The following is an 18454-nucleotide window of genomic DNA, read 5'->3' on the forward strand; positions in this document are numbered from 1 at the left end:
AAGACAGACAGGGAAAACCGCCAGAACGCTGCACAGTGCGTTCGCATGTCGACAGAGCATCAGCGCTACTCGACCGAAAACCAGGCCGACGCCATCCAGCGCTATGCCGATGAACGCGGCTACAGAATTATTCGAACCTATTCTGATGCAGGCAAAAGCGGATTGAGAATTCAAGGCCGCGCAGGCCTATCGCAATTGATCGACGACATCGAAGCTGGCCAGACCGAATTCGGAACTGTTCTCGTTTACGATGTCAGCCGTTGGGGGCGCTTCCAGGACGCGGATGAAAGCGCCTACTACGAGTATATCTGCAAACGGGCGGGCATTTCGGTCGAGTACTGCGCGGAGCAGTTCGAGAATGATGGCAGCCCAATGTCCACCATCGTCAAAGGTTTAAAGCGGGCAATGGCAGGCGAATACAGTCGCGAGCTTTCGCAAAAAGTCTTTGCGGGGCAGCAGCGGCTGATCGAGTTGGGCTATCGACAAGGCGGCGCAGCTGGGTTCGGGTTGCGGCGAATGCTGATTGATGAAGCAGGACGTACCAAGGGCATTCTTTCGCGAGGTGAACACAAGAGTATTCAGACCGACCGAGTAACACTTGTTCCGGGTCCTGCCGATGAAATCGCAATAGTGAATCAGATCTTCTTGAGGTTTGTGAACGACGGTTGGTCTGACGCTGAGATTGCGTCAGACTTGAACCAGCGCGGAATTCGAACTGATCTGGATCGGGATTGGTCACCGGCGGTTGTGCGTCAAATTCTGACCAACGAAAAATACATCGGGAATAATCTCTGGAACCGCAATTCCTTCAAACTCAAGAAACGCCATGTCCGGAACGATCCGGAAAATTGGGTCCGCGCTGTTGGTGCCTTTGAAGCAATCGTTGACGCCAACCTGTTCGACGCTGCCGGAGCAATTATTGCAGCCCGCTCCCATGTATTGTCCGACGAAGAAATGCTAGATCGGCTAAAGGAGGTTTTGGAGGAAAACGGGTACCTCTCGGGCTTTGTCATCAATGAAGCGCCAAAGCTTCCATCCAGCGGGGCCCATCAGAACAGATTTGGGAGCCTGTTGCGTGCTTACAGCCTCGTCGGCTTCAAATCTGACAGAGATTACCGGTACATTGAGATCAACAAACGATTGCGCAGCCTGCATTCCGACATCATCCGGGACATCATCGCCGGAGTCGAAGCCGTTGGCGGAGATGTCGCCCGTGACCCCAATACAGATACCCTCATCATCAATGACGAGTTCACCGTTTCAATTGTCATTGCGCGCTGTCTTCAGACAGGCGCAGGTGCGTATCGCTGGAACATTCGTTTGAACACCGGCCAGCTCCCCGACATGTCCATCGTCGTCAGGATGGGGCAGTCAAACAGAACGCCGCTCGACTACTACTTGCTGCCCACCTTTGACATGACCAAATCAAAGCTGCGCTTGGCGGAAAACAACGGTTTGTCCCTTGATGCATTCCGCTTCGATAACCTGGCTAATTTCTTCGACATGGCCGCACGTACGCCAATACTGGGGGCAGCGTGATGGACCATGCGCCGGTCGGACGCGCTGTTCTTGTTCCTGTCGATGCAATTACCGTCGTCAACCCAAGACTTAGGAACAAAAAGGTTTTCGACGAGATTACTGCGAACATCGCGGAGCTTGGGTTGAAAAGACCCATAACGGTTGCTGCGCGTGAGACTGAGGACGGAAGTGAGCCAGCATACGAATTGGTCTGCGGCCAGGGCCGTCTTGAGGCATTCAAGGTTCTTGGCCAATCTGGAATACCGGCGATCGTCATAGATGCCAGCAGCGAAGATTGCCTTGTTATGAGCCTGGTGGAAAACCTGGCGCGCAGGCACCACCATTCGCTGGACTTGCTCAGAGACATTGGGCGCCTCAAAGAAAGGGGTTACTCTGAAACTGAAATCGCCGCCAAGACTCAGCTGTCCAAGAAGTATGTCCACGGCGTCATTAAACTTCTGGAAAGTCACGAACACCGCCTTCTGCGTGCAGTGGAGAGCGGTAAGATTCCGGTCAGTGTTGCCGTTGACATTGCGGACGCGGATGACGTCGGCGTGCAACGTGTTCTGAGGCAAGCTTATGAAAAAAAGCTTCTGCGCGGCGGCAGACTCCTGGCGGCCAAGCGTCTGGTTGAGGCGCGCCAGAAGCATGGCAAGGGCCGCGCGCCCACTGGCGAACGACCGCGTAAAAGCCTGTCGGTCGAAAGTCTGCTCAAGACTTATGAAAACGATGTCGAGAAAAAGAAGGTGTTGCTGAGAAAAGCAAATGCAACGCGCAGCGAACTGCTCTTTCTGACAGAAGCGCTTAAGACCCTGATGACTGACGAAAACTTCGTCACATTGCTTCGCGCCGAAGGCTTGATCAGCCTGCCAAAGCAGGTTGCAGATCGCCTGGCAAAATCCGAGGAGGTGTCCGCATGACGGTGACCAGGAAAGAACGGACGGTTGTAGCTGCTTTTGAACAGGAGCTGGTGACACTCTCATTCGAGAACATCGCGCCGCTCTATGTGCTCACGCCGCAAAAGAAGGCCAGCATCAAGTTCAAACAGATCATCACATCTATTCAGGACGTCGGTCTTGTTGAACCTATTGTTGTGGCCCGCGACCCATACAACGCTGGTCAATATACTTTGCTTGATGGGCATCTGCGCCTTGAGGTTTTGAAAGACCAGGGTCAGACACATGCGCGATGTCTTGTTTCCACGGACGACGAAGCCTTCACCTACAACAAACGCATCTCTCGTCTCGCGACCATTCAAGAGCACAAGATGATCCTGAGAGCCCTCTCACTTGGCGTACCAGAGGCCCGTTTGGCGAGCGCGCTAAATGTCAACATCAAGACCCTGAAGCAGAAACGCCAGCTTCTGGATGGTATTTGCGATGAGGCGGCGGAACTACTGAAAGACAAACAAGTGGCTTTGACCGGGTTTCAGATTCTGAAAAAGATGAAGCCAATCCGCCAGATTGAAGCGGCGCAACTGATGGTCGCCATGAATAAGTTCACGATCAACTATGCCCGATCGCTTCTGGCCGCGACACCCGAGCGCCAGTTGGTGTCAGCGGCAACACCGAAAAAGATCAAAGGCATTTCGCGCGAACAGCTGGAGCTGATGGAGCGCGAGTCTGCCAATCTGGAACGCGAGGTCCGCCTTGTCGAAGACAGCTACGGTGCGGATCATCTCGATCTGGTCCTGACACGCGGGTTCATCGCGAAACTGATGCGCAGCGAGCAGATCACACGCTACCTTTCGCTGCACCATGACGCGTTCTTACCCGTGTTTGAAAAGATCACAGAAAACGAGGCCTTCACTTCCTGAACCCTCACGGCTGATTGGAATTGATTTTGGGGACCCGGACCCATCAAGCGCGGGGACCGCTGGAGACGCCGCACGGTGGGGCGGATCAAGCGCGGCGATGGGGAGGACGGCGAACCCGTCGGAGCCCATCATTCCGGGCCAGACGCCCGGCAGGTTTCTCGAAAGTCCGCGCGTGTTTCCCGATACAGAGGCACGCGCAGACAACTTTTGGCTGAAACGCATCTTCGTAACGTACCGCGAACATCGCTGAACCGGTTTTATGTGAAGCGATCTCTGGTTGAGTGATGGCCGTTCAATGGAACAAGTACGAAAGGTTGCCTCGCGGACACAGCCGTCTTTTGCTGACGCCGCTATTGCTGACGCAGAAAACACTCGCTGGCGCGGCATGGCTCTCACTATGAAGCAGCATGTGTCACCAGAACGGTCAACAGTAGCCACTCTGAGGGGTGATAATCGAACCGCCCTTTCGCTGCGCGCGAATTCGACCAACGAGGAGTGGACAGCGTTGCCGTTCACTGCAACAACGCGAATGACGGCTATCGTTTCTTAACTCTTCTCAGATTAAATTCTGTTCCATCCCGCCTTCGTCGACCCTCAAATCAGATAGCATCCGATTTGCCCATGACAAAGCTCCTGACGACAGCAAGAACACTTCAGGAACGACAAGCCACTCACCGACCCAAACACCGCCAGAGCGCTCATATTGGTGCAGAGTCAGTTCCCCGATTTGCTCCGACCTTTGGCGCCCCAATCTTGCTACAGCCTCGGCAAATTCACTGGCCCGTTGGTTGCGTTTATGATGCATTGAGGATGAAGCACCCTTACCGTTTTCATGGCATTCGCGGATCTCACCGATATCACTGGATGAAAGCAGGTTGATGTTGTGGGCTATTTTGCAGATCGTCGCACACAGCGCGCCGAGGGCAGTGACAATATCGGCCACGCCGTCACGCGCGTTTTGCCAATGAGGTTCTGCAACGCCCAGACCAAGCGCCTCTGCCATACGCACCTTTATCTCTGTCCCTGTTCCATCGCTATAATTTGACAAATCCCCTAACGGTCCACCGACCTGAACGAACACCCCACGCTTTTCCGCTTCGGTGATCACCTCGCGACGACGTAGAAGCTCCGCGCGCCAAACTTCAAACTTGATCCGGAGCAGCATCGGGATCGCGTGTTGCCCGTTGGTGCGCCCGATTATTCGCGTGTTGGGGTGCTCCTTGATCAAGCCCGTCAGGGAAAAAACGAGCTGATCGAGGTCGCTCAATACAGTCGCCAGACCGAGCTTCATTTGCATCGCAAGCGCTGTGTCCATGATATCTTGTGTCGTACTATTGAAATGGACGAACTTGGCGAGATCCTTGCCGACGTGTTCGCGCAGTTGCTCGACCAATCCCACAATGGGTCGCCCGACAAGCGCCATGTCCTGCCGCAAGCGCTCCTGATCGAGCTGTCCGATGCCAAACCCGTCGAGCGCAACAACAGCTTCATTCGGCACGAGACCCGCATCACTTTGCGTGCGCGCCAATGTTTGTTCGACTTTGATCCAGGCAGAGATTGTCGAGGATTCAGACCAGATGTGTCGCATATCTGTGCTGGAAAAGCTGTCTTGCATGAGCTGCCATTCAAGCATCGCCTAACCCTCCCTGCGCCAGTTTGCGTTCTTTCATGATGCCGCGAATGCGGAAGGCAATCGCCCCGGCACCAAGGATGAGGAAGGCAAGTGCGATCGGGCGCTCGACAAAGATAAGCGCACCACCATCCGACATCAGCAGTGATTGCCGGAACGTTTCTTCTGCTCCTTTGGCCAGAACAAATGAGATCACGAAGGCCGCAATGTTGAAATCATTTTTGCGCATCAGCCAGCCGACGAACCCGGCGCAGGTCATCACCGTCACATCGAACATGGACCCACGCGCCGAGTAGGCTGCTACGAATGCGGTCATGAAGATTAGTGGATAGAGCACATTGGTCGGGATTTTCAGGATCAGTCGGGCGACTTGCGTGGCACCGAAGTATCCGATCAGACCATAGGCGAGGATGCCGAGCATCCCGCAGGCAAAGAGCTTGTAGACCAGTTCCTTGTCGGTCAGGAACAGCGTCGGGCCGACTTGAATGCCATGGATCAGGAACACGCCCAACAGGATCGCGCCGATGGTCGAGCCGGGAATTCCCAATGTCAGCAGCGGAGCCATCGATGGACCGGATACCGCGTTGTTGGCGGCTTCTGGCGCGGCGACACCTTCTAATGCGCCCTTGCCCCATTGTTCAGGGTTCTTCGCGCGGCGCTTGCCTTCCCCATAAGAGATGAACGCCGCAATCGCAGACCCCAGCCCCGGCAGCACACCAATGCCAGCACCGATGAACCCGCCCCGGACGGCATGGGGCAGACAGGGTTTGTATTCTTCCCATGTCAGATCATTGCCGTCAGCGGAGCTTTCGTTTTCCTTGGTCTCGCCAGTTGCTTTGCGGCGTTCTTCAAGTTGCGCAAAGACTTCACCCAAGACAAAGACACCAATCATCAGCGGTACGAGGCCGATCCCGTTGGAGAGATCGAACGAGCCGAATGTGTAACGCTCTTCGCTGGAAATCGGATCGAGCCCCACCATTGCCACCAATATACCCAGGAGCGCGGAGGCCAGACCCTTGACAATGGATTTTCCGATTACTGAGCCGATAACAACAAAGGCCGCAAAGTAGATCGCAAAGGTCTCTGGGGGTCCGAGTTTCAGCGCAATTGCGGCGATGAACCCCACGCCGACAACCAACAGAACGTCGCCCATGAGATCGCCGATCACGGAGGAGATCGTGGCAACCTTCATTGCCTTGCCCGCCTTACCAGCGCGGGCCAGCGGATAGCCGTCAATCTGCGTCGCAGCACTCGCGGCAGTGCCAGGCGTATTGAATAGGATCGCCGCGATGGAGCCGCCATATCGCCCGGATTTTCCGATCACATAAAGAAAGGCGAGCGCGAAGAGGGGTGACATATAGAATGTGATGGGCAACAGCATCGCGATTGCAGCTGATGCCGTCAGACCCGGCGTTGCGCCCACTATCATGCCAACTGCAGCGGCAAGAACAATGGCAAAGAGCAGCATTGGGTCAGTGATAACCGAAAGAAGGGCGGGAAAAATTTCCATGAGATTTACCCCTGTATCCAGCTGAGCAGGTCAAACACTTCGCCATAGGGCGGGAAGACACCAAGCAGCACAAAAAAGATGAGGTGGAAAACCAGCGGGCAGATGACAACAGAGATCGCAAGACCAATCCAGCTCCGCACACCGAACATATAAAGCACAATGGGAGCCACGATGGCGGTTGGCAGCAAATACCCGAACCAGCGGAATGATTGTTGGTAGATCAACGCAATGATGAACAGCGCGATGATCTGAACGGTCGCACCGTTATCTGAACCGGCAGCGACAACGTCTCCGGTCTGACGTGATGCACCTACCAGCAAGAGGCCAGACAAGCCCAAAAGCGCGACAGAGGCTGCAAAGGGCACGATCCCGGCCCAGGTGTCTCCAGGCGATGCAGCGGGCACCTGCCAGGCGCCCCAGATGGCCACTAATGAAACGACGGCCAGCACGAATCCTTCGGCATAAGCGCGCATGTCTTCCTCCCTGAATAATGCGTGGACAGAAAGAAGCCGGGAGATCATCGATACCCCGGCCATGAGGACTTAGTTGGTCAAACTTTCTACCAATGGGGTGGCGTCCTCTTTCATAGAGCTCAGCGTTGCTCTGGCGTCTGCGCCGTTCTGATAGACCGGACCAGTGCCGCGCGACGCCAGCAATTCAGCAAATTCAGGTTTTGCTGCGATCTGTTCCAGCGCTGTTTCCATTGCCGCGACCACTTCAGCAGGCGTGCCCTTCGGGGCGAAAACAATCACCGGCGAGGAAACTGCGGCAAACGGTATGCCCAATTCTCCAAAGGCAGGCACATCCGTCATGATGCCGTCGCGTTCTTGACTGTTGACGGCCAGTGCGCGCAGTTGGTCTTCGAAACCGGCAAGCTGCTGTACGCCCAAGAAGCCGAAGTCGGCTTGCTCACCGATGAGAGCAGCACGGGTCGGGCCACCACCTTTGAATGGAACGTCTTGCGCTTCAATGCCGTTATTGGCCAGAAAGCCCAGACCGCCCACATGGTGGAAACCTCCGCGGCCTGAATGCGCCCAACGAAGCGAGCCAGGATCAGCTTTAGCCGCGTCGATCACGTCTTGAACAGACTGGAATGGGCTGTTTTTCGGGACCATCAGCGAGGTTTGCAATTGGCCGACCTGTGCGACGAACTCAAAGCTGTCCAGCGCATCAATGTCAGTGTCGCGGGTCATGGTGGATAGCAAGAATGAGCCACCAGACGTCATCATCATAGTATAGCCGTCGGACCGGGCGCCGACGACAGAATTGGCACCATTCAAGCCACCCGAGCCAGGTTTGTTCACAACAACAACCGGCACATCCAAAATGCCTTCGGCTGCTGCTGAGATAGCGCGGGCATAGGCATCAGTGCCACCGCCTGCCTTGTAGGGCACAACCAGGTTGATCGGGCGTTTGGGCCAGTCAGCCGCAAAGCTGGCTGTGGCAGATGCCGCAAGGGCGATGCCTGCCAGTACGGCAGGAATGAGTGTTCTGCGTTTCATAGTATCCTCCCTAATTCCTCTCCTGATCTCACCTAGCAGATGTTGGCGATTGCGAAAAATGCAAAGATGTTTAATTTACTTGCAAAAAGTGTAAGTGACGGTGGCGAACATGAACATCAAAGCGCTTCGTGCATTCAGAGCAACGCTGTCCGAGGGATCACTCGCTGCAGCAGCAAATATACTGCACCTTTCGCAACCAGCGGTCAGCCGGTTGATTTCTGGACTCGAGGGGGAGTTGCGGCTTAATCTTTTTGATCGAAGCGGCCGAAACCTCACTCCAACACCCGAGGGACTTGCATTTTATCGCGAAGCTGGTCGCATCCTCGACAACCTGGATGAGATCCCCGGCATCGCAGCCGAGATTCGCGCAGGCCGCACCCAGAACCTTCGCATCGTCGCCATGCCGCGCGTCGCTCGCGCGCTCGCCTCCCCCGCTGTTGGCCAATTCATAAGAGCAAACCCTGATATCAACGTAAGCCTTGATGTGCGAGCGCGCAGAGAAGCTGGCAAATGGTTGGCCGGCAGGGAATATGACGTGGGCATTGGTGCGCTGCCCGTCGAACACCCTGACATCCAAACCGAGCTGTTATTGCGCGTAAGAGCGCAAGCCGTCGTACCAATTGATCATCCGCTTGCCGATCTGATGGAAGTTTCCATTGACGATCTGGCTGAAGTTCCTGTTGTCCGCCTCATGCACGGACTGCTATTGCGCGATCAATTGGACGATATGTTTCGATCCGCAGGGATACTCCCAATACAGACTTGCGAAGTCGCATCTTCTTCGCTGGCATGTGCTCTCGTAGCAGATGGCGGTGGTGTCACAATAGCAGATGAACTCGTGGCCGCCGATGTAGATCAGACCCGTGTTCGGACAGTTCCAATATCGCCTGAACGCTGGATGTCGTTTGGGCTTCTCTTTCCACTGCATTCAGAACCAAACGAAGCGCGCGACCAGTTCGTTGAAGTATTAAAATCGCATGTCGCAACACTCGCGGCATCGAGCCAGTCGATAGAGGTAGTTAGTTAGCGATTTAACTAGTCCCACTGAGCATTCACTTGGAAACTCGACTTTCAGAGAGCCCAGCATCCAGGAAGCTGTCATTGGTGGACAATGCAGCATCGGGCTCGAACTGAACCACTGCCGCGTTGCGACCGTAGGTCTGGTCTGGATTGGCGAACGGCAAGTGCCGCCCGCCAACATGGTTCAAATGTCGATTTGCTCGGCGATGCTCAACGCATCTTCAAGTTCGACACCAAGATATTTGACAGTGCTGTCAACCTTTGTGTGTCCGAGCAACAGTTGAACCGCCCTGAGATTTCCGGTCTTGCGGTAGATCTCCGCCGCCTTAGTCCGGCGCAACGAATGGGTGCCGTAGCCGCTGGGTTCTAACCCAATCGCAGCCACCCAATCCCGCACAAGTCGGCCATATTGGCGGGTTGAGATATGGGGGCGGCCATGAAACCGGCTGGGAAACATGAAGCGGTAGCCGATCATTTCCGGCGACTTGATCCATGCGGCAATGGTATCCCGCGTGTTTTCAGAGACTTCGAACTGAACGGGTCGCCAGGTTTTGCTCTGGATCAAAGACACCCTCTCTCGAACGCGGTCGGCTCTGATCAAATCGCTGACGGACAGTTTCGCCAAGTCGCATCCGCGAAGCTTGCTATCAATCGCCACGTTGAACAGCGTGAGATCACGCAGTTTCCTGGCCAATTCGAGCCGCGCGCGGATTGCCCACACTTGTTTCGGCAACAGCGGCCTTTTCTGGCCGACGATCCGGCCTTTGTTCCAGGCTCTTCGTTTCGGGGTGACAGCCGGCAGCTGGACTCTTGACATATTGGGCCCTCCAATCCTCCCGCCAGGCCCAGACATCAGCACCGCGCTGACACCTGAATTTTACTGTTGGTTTGATTGGCCGTTGTCCGATTGCTTAATCTCCGGGAAACGCTGTAGGTTCATTGGGCTGGTCTGAGCCCCAATGTACCGGATGCTGTACCTCGAGCATGTGACCGCTATGCGCTGTAAGCGACTAAACCGTCTTATGTTCGCTGGATCATGACATAGGCTATGCAGCAGGAGCTCTTCACTCTGATTTGGTTGTCAGTAAGTGGGTTTTGATCCGTTGAAAACCGTATCCGATATGGGTTCGCTGGATAAACCCAATGGCGGTGACATCGCCTAGTTCAAGCGCGGCGTTGATCTCATTAAGTTCCGCGACCAGCGCCCGTGCCATTTCCGAGTCTCTTTGTTTGCTGACCAGGTACCAGGTACTGGCTGCCTGACAATAAGTCTGCCACCAAAATGACCTTAACGCACCATTGCCGATCAGGCCGGTAATCAGCAAGTGCAGGCGATGATTGATCTCGATGTATTTCCGGAAATCGAATGCATTGCACAACGCTTTCGCCTCCTGCAGCAAGGTCTGTCCGATCTCGCAATCAGACTCGGTGATGCTGCTGGGAGACATGGTGCCAATCAGCGGGGCAAGCTCCAGCCGCATGTCATAGACATGACGGATTTGCGCGGCTGACAGTGCGACCACGACCGTGCCCACACCATTACGGGTATCCACCAGCCCCAGATGACTGATCCGACTGATCGCATCGCGTATCGGAGTTCTGCTGACACCAAATTCGGCAGCCAATTCAGCCTCTTTCAGTTGCTTGCCTGGGGGGTAGTCTAGAAAACAAATCCGCTGCAAAATTTCGGTCTGGATGGCTTCGGCCGTACTATTGATTCCTGTAGCGGTGGTTTTCTGAGAGAGGGGCATACAGATCTCCTTTGTTTAAGGTGCATACATCAGTGTAAATTCAGGAGCAACTATTGGTAAATAATTGGATTTGACTCACTACCTGTGTACAGCTTAAGCGTTTGAGATGTTTCTCCAGCCCCCAATCCAGGAAGTACACATGCTCAACGAAGCCAAAACCCGCACTTTCACCCTTCAGGCCCGGATGAAGGACTTGGGTATCCAGCGCGCGGTTTTCACGGACGAAAGTTCCATCGCTTATCTCTCGGGATTTTGGGGTTATTTGGGCATCGAATTTGGCCGCCCAACCATGTTGGTCGTAAATGCAGATGAGGCGCCCATTGTGATCACGCCTCTGATGGAAAGCGAATTGGTCGCTGCGATGACCTGGGTCGAAGACGTACGCACATGGGAAGACATGGGGCAGCGCACTTGGGGACGAGCCCTTGCGGGTGCTTTGGGCGACAAGCCGGAAGAGATCTGGGTAGAGCGGAACAGCATCCCAGCAATTGTGCGCAACTACCTGGATGAAACCTATCCCGGTGTGCCGGTCAAGGACATCTCGCCGGTCCTGGGTGCCATGCGGATGATCAAAACCCCGTTTGAAATTCAGGTGATGAAAGAGGCAGGTCAAATTGCAGGCGCGATGATGAAAGCCGCGCATCGCAGCCTACAAGAGGGGGCTCAGGAGTATGAAAGCGCGCTGGCCGTGATCGATGCCGGGTCGCGCAAGGCGGCAACATTTCTGACGGACAAGGGCTGGGACAGGTTCGTCTCGCCGATGATTCACAACTTGCAAATCCTGCAAAGCGGTAAAGATACATCTATGGTGCACCGCCGTGCCTCGGTCCGCCGATATCAGCGGGCTGATCCGGTCTATTTCTGCTTTTGCAACATGGCGCAATTCAAGCAATACAAATTGGGCTTTGACCGGATGTTCCACATTGGCGAAGTGCGCGACGACGCCGCTCGCGTGCAACAAGCCGCCATCGATGCCCAACAGGCAGGAATCGCGGCTATTCGCCCTGGAATCGAAGCACAGGATGTGGCCGCAGCTGCAAACGAGGTTTACGCCGAACGTGGGTATGAAACCGGCTATCGCACAGGGCGGTCGATTGGTGTGGCCTATCTTGAGGCACCGGAGTTGAAAACCGGCGACACCACCATTTTGCAGCCCGGCATGACCTTTGCGGTGGACGGGGGTATTTCTATTGACGGGGTGACTGCCGGGCGCATTGGCGATTCCGTCGTGGTGACCGAGACGGGATTTGACTACATCACGGAATACCCCCGCACATTGCTGGTCACGGACAGTTAAAAATGAGCCGCTCGTTTCGACTTGCTGTTGGGCAATCGCCAGCAGAATTGGCCACGGTGAAGGATCGTCTGGATTGGTTGTCGGGTGTGATGCCTGCGGTCGCCGCCGAAGATGCCGACCTTTTGGTCCTGCCCGAGCTATTTGCCAGTGGCTACTACATCGGTGAGCAAGTAGTCGCGCGCGCCGAACCTGCTGACGGTCCCATTGCCCATGCTATTGCAGCACTTGCTAAAACCCACGGTGTCGCAATCCACTATGGGTTCCCCGAAGTTGATGGAGGATTGATTTTCAATGCAGCGCAATGCATCGGGCCGGATGGCGCGCGTTTGGGCGGTCACCGCAAACTAGCCATTCCGCCGAGTTTCGAACGGGATCATTTCACACCCGGCGGAGGGTGCGCGCTTTTCACTTATCGCGATGTGCGAATAGCGACACTGATTTGCTATGACGCCGAATTCCCGGAAACCGCGCGGGATGTGGCTTCAAGGGGGGCCGAGCTCGTTCTGGTTCCAACCGCACTTGGCGCTCAGTGGGAATGGGTAGCACAACGCATGATCCCGACGCGAGCTTATGAAAACGGTGTCTTTCTTGCCTATGCGAACAGCGCTGGCAGCGAAAATGGCATGATCTTTTTAGGTCAAAGTTTTATCGCAACCCCGGACGGCCGGGAACTGGCGCGCGCAAATGCGCAGGCCCAGATAATCTTCGGTACATTGCAACTAGACAAAGTATCAGTTGCCCAAGCGCGGCTTCCATATTTAACTGATCGTGAAGCGCTGAAATTGGACATCCGATAGGCTGCACCAAATAGCTGCAAAGTCCCGCGACCTGTGAATTGCTACCGCAATCCTTGCCGCGACGTGCATCAATGACCGCACTTTCCGCCGCCGCGCAGCATCATCATCCAAGAACGTACAGCGATTTTCACGCTGCGTTCGCGCGCAGCGAGATTTCAAGACTTCCGGTGTGGGCTCCTTTGAGACATTCGCTGTGTCTCGCATAAGTGTCAGGTATTAAGCTCTCGGAGGGTAAGCCTTAGCTAAAAGCCATTGGACATTGCAGAACGGGTGTTATGCGCGGTGGTCTCTCGTTGAATGCTTCATCTGCCCTCATGGTTGCTAGGGTCAGAACCCATTGATTTCCGCTTGGCTGCGTGATTCACGGTTCGAAAATCGAGCGGTGACCATGTCTGATCTTTTCTGGCTGACGGATGCGCAGATGGCGCGTCTTGAGCCTTTCTTCCCCAAGTCCCACGGCAAACCACGCGTTGATGATCGACGTGTGTTGAGCGGCATTATCTTCATTAATCGCAATGGGTTGAGATGGCGCGATGCCCCTTCGGCTTATGGCCCACACAAGACGCTCTATAACCGTTGGAAGCGGTGGAGCGACAAAGGCATCTTCGCCCGGATGATGGCCGGTCTGGCTGCCGAACACGGTGAAGAGAAGACTGTGATGATCGATGCCACCTACCTGAAGGCCCACCGTACCGCAACCAGTTTGGGCGTCAAAAAAGGGGGCGTGGACGCCTGATCGGTCGCACCAAGGGCGGCATGAACACCAAGTTGCATGCCATCTGCGACAGTCGGGGACGTCCGCTCAACCTGTTCATCACCGCCGGTCAGGTCAGCGATTACATTGGTGCGCGGGCACTGCTGAGCAGCCTGCCGGATGTCGATTGGCTGCTCGGGGATCGTGGCTATGACGCCGATTGGTTCCGGGATACGTTGAAAGACAAAGGGATACGCGCCTGCATCCCTGGCCGGAAGCAGCGGAAGAAACCGGTTAAGTGCGACAAGCGTCGTTACAAACGGCGCAACCGGATCGAGATCATGTTCGGCAGGTTGAAGGATTGGCGGCGTGTGGCAACCCGCTACGACAGGTGCCCGAAGGTTTTCCTGTCCGCAATCGCCCTCGCAGCACTCGTTATATATTGGCTATGAGTCCTGACCCTAGCTCATATACCTTCGACAGTGGCATTTCAGGCCGTGGCATTTTCCTTAACGATGTACCGCAACAAATTATTACCCTCGGCCATGAGGTCGAGGCGATCTTTGTTCTTTTTCACCACGGCTGCCCACGCCATTTGATCGTGTATGAAATCGTCAATGATCGCTATGCGTTGTCCATGGCCCATTTCCTTGGTTTTGCTTTTCAGCGCCAACAACTCGTCAATATGCCCAATGAGGTTATTCGATCGGACCAATTGCAATCGCGTTGCTGACATTTGCCGCCGGTGCCGTCTGCATAACAGCTTTGGCGAGCGCCTTCATGCGTTTGAGCAGCTAGCCATACAACTAAAGGTTTGTAGAACAAATATGACCATCCAGCAGGTGGCACAACCAGCGGCTACGATTGTCCAATTTGTATTGAACTTTGAGGTTATATCTTTTCCTCAGTAGAGGCGTGCTATGAGAACGAAGTGGGTATGCGACCGGTGTTACTAAATTTCGCCAAGGTTCTTTAGTATGGGACAGTCGGGACGATGATCACCGGCACATTCCTCAATCAAATGAGTAAGTGTTGTATGCATGGCCCTCAAGTCGGCGATTTTGGCGTCAATTTCTTTAAGGTTCTGTTTGGCTATTTCTTTAACGTCTGCGCTTGCGCGTTCTTTGTCCTCGTACAACGCCAGTAATGAACGGCAATCCTCAATAGTGAAGCCCAAGGAACGGGCCCGCCCGATGAAGGCCAGTTTATGCAGTTCCTTTTCGTCGAAATGGCGATACCCATTCAGGCCGCGCCTGGGTTTGATGAATCCGATATCCTCGTAATAGCGGATGGTTTTGGCAGGCAGACCCGAACGTTCTGCTACATCTCCGATATTCACAGCGGTTCTCCTATACTATCCAGCATGCACTGAACGCAGCGTTTGCTCGGTGTTCTGCGAGATCTGTTCTCGCCCAACTTTGATCGGCTTAACCCAGCGCAACCGCAGCGCATTGGTCAGGACAAATACACTGGAGAGAGCCATGGCACCTGCGGCCAAAACCGGCGACAGCAGCGGGCCGCCAAACGGATAAAGCACCCCTGCCGCAACCGGTATGAGCAGTGTGTTGTAGCCGAACGCCCAGAACAGGTTTTGGCGGATGTTACGCATGGTGCGCTGACTAATATCGAAGGCATTGACCACGCCCGTCAGGTCGCCTGACATCAGAACGACGTCAGCCGCTTCGATGGCAATGTCAGTGCCTGTCCCGATCGCAATTCCTACGTCAGCTGCCGCCAAAGCAGGCGCATCATTGATGCCATCACCCACAAAGGCCAGTTTTCCGCCATTTGAACGCAAATCCTGTAACGCGGATACTTTACCCTCGGGCAGAACTTCAGCCACGACATGATCGATGCCAAGCTGCGCTGCAATGGATTTGGCAGCAGCGGCATTGTCACCGGTGATCATCGCTACTTTCAGGCCCAGCCCGTGCAGAGCTTCGATTGCGTCCGGCGTGGTGGTTTTGATTGGGTCCGCCACAGCGATTACGGCCGCGATAGCCCCGTCTACGGCAGCATAAAGTGGAGTCTTTCCGTTGATTGCGAGTTCAGCGCCCCGATCAGACAACGCGCCCATTTCAACCCCTTCGCGACTCATCAGGCGGTCGGCCCCGATCAGGATATTATGGCCTTCGACTGAGGCGCTTACCCCGTAACCGGTGATCGACGTGAAGTCTTCTGGCTTGGAAAGCTCCAGACCACGGGTTTCTGCCGCGCGCACGATGGCTGTGGCGATTGGATGTTCGGATGTGACCTCAACGGCAGCAACAAGGTGCAGAACCTCGTCTTCGGTCATTCCTTCGGCCACAATCAGGTCGGTCAGCTCCGGACGCCCTTCGGTCAGGGTGCCCGTCTTGTCCACCGCAACAACGGTGGTTTCCTGCAGCATTTGCAAGGCATCGCCCTTTCGGAACAGGACGCCCATCTCGGCAGCGCGGCCAGTGCCGACCATGATGGAAGTAGGTGTGGCCAACCCCATGGCGCAGGGGCAAGCAATGATCAGTACCGCAACCCCGGCCACCAACGCCAGGCTAAGCGCGGGATCGGGTCCGAACAACATCCATACCAGCACTGTCACAACGGCCACTCCGATCACTACCGGCACAAACCACAGCGTGATGCGGTCGACCAGGCCTTGAATCGGAAGCTTGGCACCCTGTGCTTGTTCGACCATCTGAATGATCTGGGCCAACATAGTGTCTGCGCCGATCTTTTCAGCACGGTACGTCAATGCACCCGCGCCATTTACGGTCCCCCCGACCACAGTTGCGCCCTCGGTTTTTTCGACGGGAACCGGCTCTCCGGTGATCATGCTTTCATCGACATATGACGCGCCGGTCATTACGGCACCATCCACCGCGATTTTTTCGCCCGGTCGAGCGTGCACAATATCCCCTACAACGATCTGCTCAATCGGTAGCTCGACAACCGATCCGTCGCGCTCAACTCGTGCTGTTTTTGCCTGCAGACCGACCAGTTTTCGGATCGCTTCACCCGTTCGGCCCTTGGCGCGCGCCTCGAGGAACCGCCCAAGCAATATAAGAACCACGATTACCGCTGCGGCCTCGTAGTAGACATTTGCGGTTCCGGCAGGAAGAATATGCGGCGCAAAGGTCGAGATCAGTGAGAACCCATATGCCGCCGAAGTGCCCAGGGCCACCAGAGAGTTCATGTCCGGCGCGCCTTTGACCAAGGAAGGGAATCCCTTGGTGTAGAACTGCAAGCCCGGCCCAAAAAGAACGATCGTGGTCAGAAGGAATTGCAGGTAATAGCTGTTCTGGATGCCGATGGTGCTCGCTATCAGGTGGTGCATGCCCGGAATAACATGCGAGCCCATTTCGAGAATGAATACCGGCAAAGCGAGCAAAGCGGCGAAGCTTGTTCGCCGCGCCAGATGGCTGATCTCTGCCGCTTTGCGGTCTTGTGGTTCGGTCTGCGTTGCGGATCGCAGGCTCGCCGGATAGCCGGCAGATGCCGCAAGCGCCGCTATGGCTTCGGGTGTTGTGACACCCTCAGCAAAACGCACAGTTGCACTTTCAGTGGCCAGATTGACCGACGCGGACAAGACGCCGCCATCGGCTTCCAGGGCTCGTTCAACGCGCCCTACACAGGATGCGCAGGACATGTTCTGAATATCCAGCGTGACCTCTGCGGTCCGCGCCGGATATCCGGCGCGGTTTAACGCATCAGCAATGGCCGCTTTATCGGCTGGATCGCGGAAATCGACCTGAACGCTTTCACTGGCGAGATTAACCGAAGCGGAATCTACCCCTGGCACAGCTTTCAGCGCGCGCTCGACGCGCCCAACGCAGGAAGCACAGCTCATACCCTGAACCTGGAACCGCGCATGTGAATTTTCAGTCATATTGTCACCACGTATGTTCTGCTGACGGGCAACATAAGGGTTCCAGCAAGTGGAAGGTCAAGGGATGAGGCTGACTTTCTTTCTCATCATTCATGACGACGCTAAGTATCCCGGATATGAGCTGCGGGCACCGCAAGTCAGTTATAGACAAAGCCATTGACACAGTAAGTTCCTCCGCAAAGTTGGACTTTGACATGAAAAACCGCAGGGTACGTGTCTTAAGCGCTAATCAACTTGATCATATCCTTGCAGCTCTGAGTCCGAGGGATGCGAAGCCACGGTCGCAACAGAAGTTTAGGAGCGCACATGCTGTCGTCCCTTAGTTCTATCTTGCGTCTCTGACTGCCTCGATTAGCCGGGTCATTTCATCTTCGGCGATCAGCCCCGGGGCAAGCGCATCTCCAATCACAAACGAAGGGGTGCCACTGAAGCCAAGCTGCCGGGCCAATTCCATGGACACCTGAATATGCGCGTCGACTTCCGGCGCCTCCATGTCTGCGCGCAATTGATCCTCGTCCAGGCCAAGTTCCCGAACAACTTTCATAACACTGGCCTCAGTGGCGCGACCGTTCAGAGCCATAAGCGCCCAATGAAATTCTTCATATTTTCCCTGATTTCGTGAGGCAAGCGCGGCGCGTGCCGCGAAGTCGGAACCTTCTCCGAGTATGGGCCATTCTCGATAAACAACTCGTACATCGGAATCGCCTGCGATCACGTTTTTCACGACCGGGGCAGCGCGTTTACAATATGGGCAGTTATAGTCAAAAAACTCGACCACGGTTACATTGCCTTCCGGGTTTCCTATGACAGGCGCATTCGGATCCTGTTCGAGCAATTCACGCTGATTTTCCAAGACGCTTCCAATTGCGTCGGCTTTTGCCTGATCCTCGCGCTGTTGAAGCAGTTGAATCGCCTGCATGATGATCTCAGGGTTTTCCAAAATGGCTTCGAGAGCCAGCCGTTTTACATCGGAGTCAGACAGCTCGTCGGCGCGTGCCATAGGAATGCCAATCGACATGGCGATAGCGACTAAGCCTGCAAGTATTCGTTTCAC

At 55.1% G+C, this 18454-nt stretch carries 17 protein-coding genes; 7 read left to right on the top strand and 10 right to left on the bottom strand.

What is annotated here, in order from left to right; genetic code table 11:
* The first annotated feature begins 45 nt into the window (after positions 1 to 45).
* The 3 genes from ACR0JR_RS16600 to ACR0JR_RS16610 are packed head-to-tail and all read left to right on the top strand — an operon-like array spanning position 46 to position 3334.
* A complete protein-coding gene (locus ACR0JR_RS16600; RefSeq protein WP_480457090.1) occupies positions 46 to 1539 on the top strand; it encodes a recombinase family protein in 1494 nt (497 codons plus the stop codon).
* Entirely contained in the window at positions 1539 to 2438 is a 900-nt protein-coding gene (locus ACR0JR_RS16605) for a plasmid partitioning protein RepB C-terminal domain-containing protein (protein WP_480457091.1), read from the top strand. Before ACR0JR_RS16600 ends, ACR0JR_RS16605 begins: the two co-directional genes overlap by 1 nt.
* On the top strand, positions 2435 to 3334 hold the full coding sequence (locus ACR0JR_RS16610; protein WP_480457092.1) for a plasmid partitioning protein RepB C-terminal domain-containing protein: 900 nt from the start codon (positions 2435 to 2437) through the stop codon (positions 3332 to 3334). Before ACR0JR_RS16605 ends, ACR0JR_RS16610 begins: the two co-directional genes overlap by 4 nt.
* A gap of 556 nt (positions 3335 to 3890) precedes the next feature.
* Here the strand turns inward: ACR0JR_RS16610 and ACR0JR_RS16615 are convergent.
* The 4 genes from ACR0JR_RS16615 to ACR0JR_RS16630 form a co-directional block, all read right to left on the bottom strand.
* Positions 3891 to 4967, bottom strand: a complete 1077-nt coding sequence (locus ACR0JR_RS16615) for a lyase family protein (RefSeq protein WP_480457093.1) — start codon at positions 4965 to 4967, stop codon at positions 3891 to 3893.
* Complete coding sequence (locus ACR0JR_RS16620; RefSeq protein WP_480457094.1) at positions 4960 to 6474, bottom strand: tripartite tricarboxylate transporter permease; 1515 nt, start codon at positions 6472 to 6474, stop codon at positions 4960 to 4962. Before ACR0JR_RS16620 ends, ACR0JR_RS16615 begins: the two co-directional genes overlap by 8 nt.
* A gap of 5 nt (positions 6475 to 6479) precedes the next feature.
* The gene (locus ACR0JR_RS16625; RefSeq protein WP_170782066.1) at positions 6480 to 6947 is read right to left on the bottom strand and encodes a tripartite tricarboxylate transporter TctB family protein; all 468 of its coding nucleotides are present in this window, start codon (positions 6945 to 6947) and stop codon (positions 6480 to 6482) included.
* Positions 6948 to 7016: 69 nt separating this feature from the next.
* Positions 7017 to 7976: a tripartite tricarboxylate transporter substrate binding protein gene (locus ACR0JR_RS16630; protein ID WP_480457095.1), complete on the bottom strand. Its 960-nt coding sequence runs from the start codon at positions 7974 to 7976 to the stop codon at positions 7017 to 7019.
* 109 nt (positions 7977 to 8085) lie between these two features.
* On the opposite strand from ACR0JR_RS16630, the gene ACR0JR_RS16635 reads away from it, so the two are divergent.
* Complete coding sequence (locus ACR0JR_RS16635) at positions 8086 to 9003, top strand: LysR family transcriptional regulator (RefSeq protein ID WP_319546293.1); 918 nt, start codon at positions 8086 to 8088, stop codon at positions 9001 to 9003.
* A gap of 177 nt (positions 9004 to 9180) precedes the next feature.
* Here the strand turns inward: ACR0JR_RS16635 and ACR0JR_RS16640 are convergent, their stop codons facing one another.
* The gene (locus ACR0JR_RS16640) at positions 9181 to 9813 is read right to left on the bottom strand and encodes a tyrosine-type recombinase/integrase (RefSeq protein WP_480457096.1); all 633 of its coding nucleotides are present in this window, start codon (positions 9811 to 9813) and stop codon (positions 9181 to 9183) included.
* Positions 9814 to 10060: 247 nt separating this feature from the next.
* On the bottom strand, positions 10061 to 10747 hold the full coding sequence (locus ACR0JR_RS16645; RefSeq protein ID WP_170782062.1) for a GntR family transcriptional regulator: 687 nt from the start codon (positions 10745 to 10747) through the stop codon (positions 10061 to 10063).
* A gap of 139 nt (positions 10748 to 10886) precedes the next feature.
* Here ACR0JR_RS16645 and ACR0JR_RS16650 point away from each other — a divergent pair, with 139 nt between their 5' ends.
* The 3 genes from ACR0JR_RS16650 (at position 10887) to ACR0JR_RS16660 (ending at position 13987) form a co-directional block, all read left to right on the top strand.
* Complete coding sequence (locus tag ACR0JR_RS16650) at positions 10887 to 12044, top strand: M24 family metallopeptidase (protein ID WP_480457097.1); 1158 nt, start codon at positions 10887 to 10889, stop codon at positions 12042 to 12044.
* A 2-nt stretch (positions 12045 to 12046) separates the two neighbouring features.
* Positions 12047 to 12841 (top strand): carbon-nitrogen hydrolase family protein, encoded by a 795-nt coding sequence (locus tag ACR0JR_RS16655; protein ID WP_480457098.1) that lies wholly within the window; start codon positions 12047 to 12049, stop codon positions 12839 to 12841.
* A 388-nt stretch (positions 12842 to 13229) separates the two neighbouring features.
* Positions 13230 to 13987, top strand: a protein-coding gene (locus ACR0JR_RS16660; RefSeq protein ID WP_480457099.1) for an IS5 family transposase whose coding sequence is annotated in 2 segments (ribosomal slippage) — positions 13230 to 13566 and positions 13566 to 13987 — 759 coding nt in all. Because the reading frame shifts where the segments join, the coding sequence is not laid out codon by codon here.
* 38 nt (positions 13988 to 14025) lie between these two features.
* Here the strand turns inward: ACR0JR_RS16660 and ACR0JR_RS16665 are convergent.
* The 4 genes from ACR0JR_RS16665 to ACR0JR_RS16680 all read right to left on the bottom strand — a co-directional run bounded on the left by ACR0JR_RS16665 (position 14026) and on the right by ACR0JR_RS16680 (position 18454).
* Complete coding sequence (locus ACR0JR_RS16665; protein ID WP_480457100.1) at positions 14026 to 14271, bottom strand: DNA polymerase beta superfamily protein; 246 nt, start codon at positions 14269 to 14271, stop codon at positions 14026 to 14028.
* 216 nt (positions 14272 to 14487) lie between these two features.
* Complete coding sequence (gene cueR / locus ACR0JR_RS16670) at positions 14488 to 14874, bottom strand: Cu(I)-responsive transcriptional regulator (protein ID WP_010437349.1); 387 nt, start codon at positions 14872 to 14874, stop codon at positions 14488 to 14490.
* Between the two features lie 15 nt (positions 14875 to 14889).
* Complete coding sequence (locus tag ACR0JR_RS16675; protein ID WP_480457101.1) at positions 14890 to 17400, bottom strand: heavy metal translocating P-type ATPase; 2511 nt, start codon at positions 17398 to 17400, stop codon at positions 14890 to 14892.
* Positions 17401 to 17725: 325 nt separating this feature from the next.
* Positions 17726 to 18454, bottom strand: a complete 729-nt coding sequence (locus tag ACR0JR_RS16680) for a DsbA family protein (RefSeq protein WP_480457102.1) — start codon at positions 18452 to 18454, stop codon at positions 17726 to 17728.

Source organism: Ruegeria sp. AA3 (assembly GCF_056542905.1).

Coding starts and splice junctions, on each gene's coding strand:
- ACR0JR_RS16600 (WP_480457090.1), top strand. CDS start 46: ATGTCGACAGAGCATCAGCGCTACTCGACCGAAAACCAGGCCGACGCC.
- ACR0JR_RS16605 (WP_480457091.1), top strand. CDS start 1,539: ATGGACCATGCGCCGGTCGGACGCGCTGTTCTTGTTCCTGTCGATGCA.
- ACR0JR_RS16610 (WP_480457092.1), top strand. CDS start 2,435: ATGACGGTGACCAGGAAAGAACGGACGGTTGTAGCTGCTTTTGAACAG.
- ACR0JR_RS16615 (WP_480457093.1), bottom strand. CDS start 4,967: ATGCTTGAATGGCAGCTCATGCAAGACAGCTTTTCCAGCACAGATATG.
- ACR0JR_RS16620 (WP_480457094.1), bottom strand. CDS start 6,474: ATGGAAATTTTTCCCGCCCTTCTTTCGGTTATCACTGACCCAATGCTG.
- ACR0JR_RS16625 (WP_170782066.1), bottom strand. CDS start 6,947: ATGCGCGCTTATGCCGAAGGATTCGTGCTGGCCGTCGTTTCATTAGTG.
- ACR0JR_RS16630 (WP_480457095.1), bottom strand. CDS start 7,976: ATGAAACGCAGAACACTCATTCCTGCCGTACTGGCAGGCATCGCCCTT.
- ACR0JR_RS16635 (WP_319546293.1), top strand. CDS start 8,086: ATGAACATCAAAGCGCTTCGTGCATTCAGAGCAACGCTGTCCGAGGGA.
- ACR0JR_RS16640 (WP_480457096.1), bottom strand. CDS start 9,813: ATGTCAAGAGTCCAGCTGCCGGCTGTCACCCCGAAACGAAGAGCCTGG.
- ACR0JR_RS16645 (WP_170782062.1), bottom strand. CDS start 10,747: ATGCCCCTCTCTCAGAAAACCACCGCTACAGGAATCAATAGTACGGCC.
- ACR0JR_RS16650 (WP_480457097.1), top strand. CDS start 10,887: ATGCTCAACGAAGCCAAAACCCGCACTTTCACCCTTCAGGCCCGGATG.
- ACR0JR_RS16655 (WP_480457098.1), top strand. CDS start 12,047: ATGAGCCGCTCGTTTCGACTTGCTGTTGGGCAATCGCCAGCAGAATTG.
- ACR0JR_RS16665 (WP_480457100.1), bottom strand. CDS start 14,271: ATGTCAGCAACGCGATTGCAATTGGTCCGATCGAATAACCTCATTGGG.
- ACR0JR_RS16675 (WP_480457101.1), bottom strand. CDS start 17,400: ATGACTGAAAATTCACATGCGCGGTTCCAGGTTCAGGGTATGAGCTGT.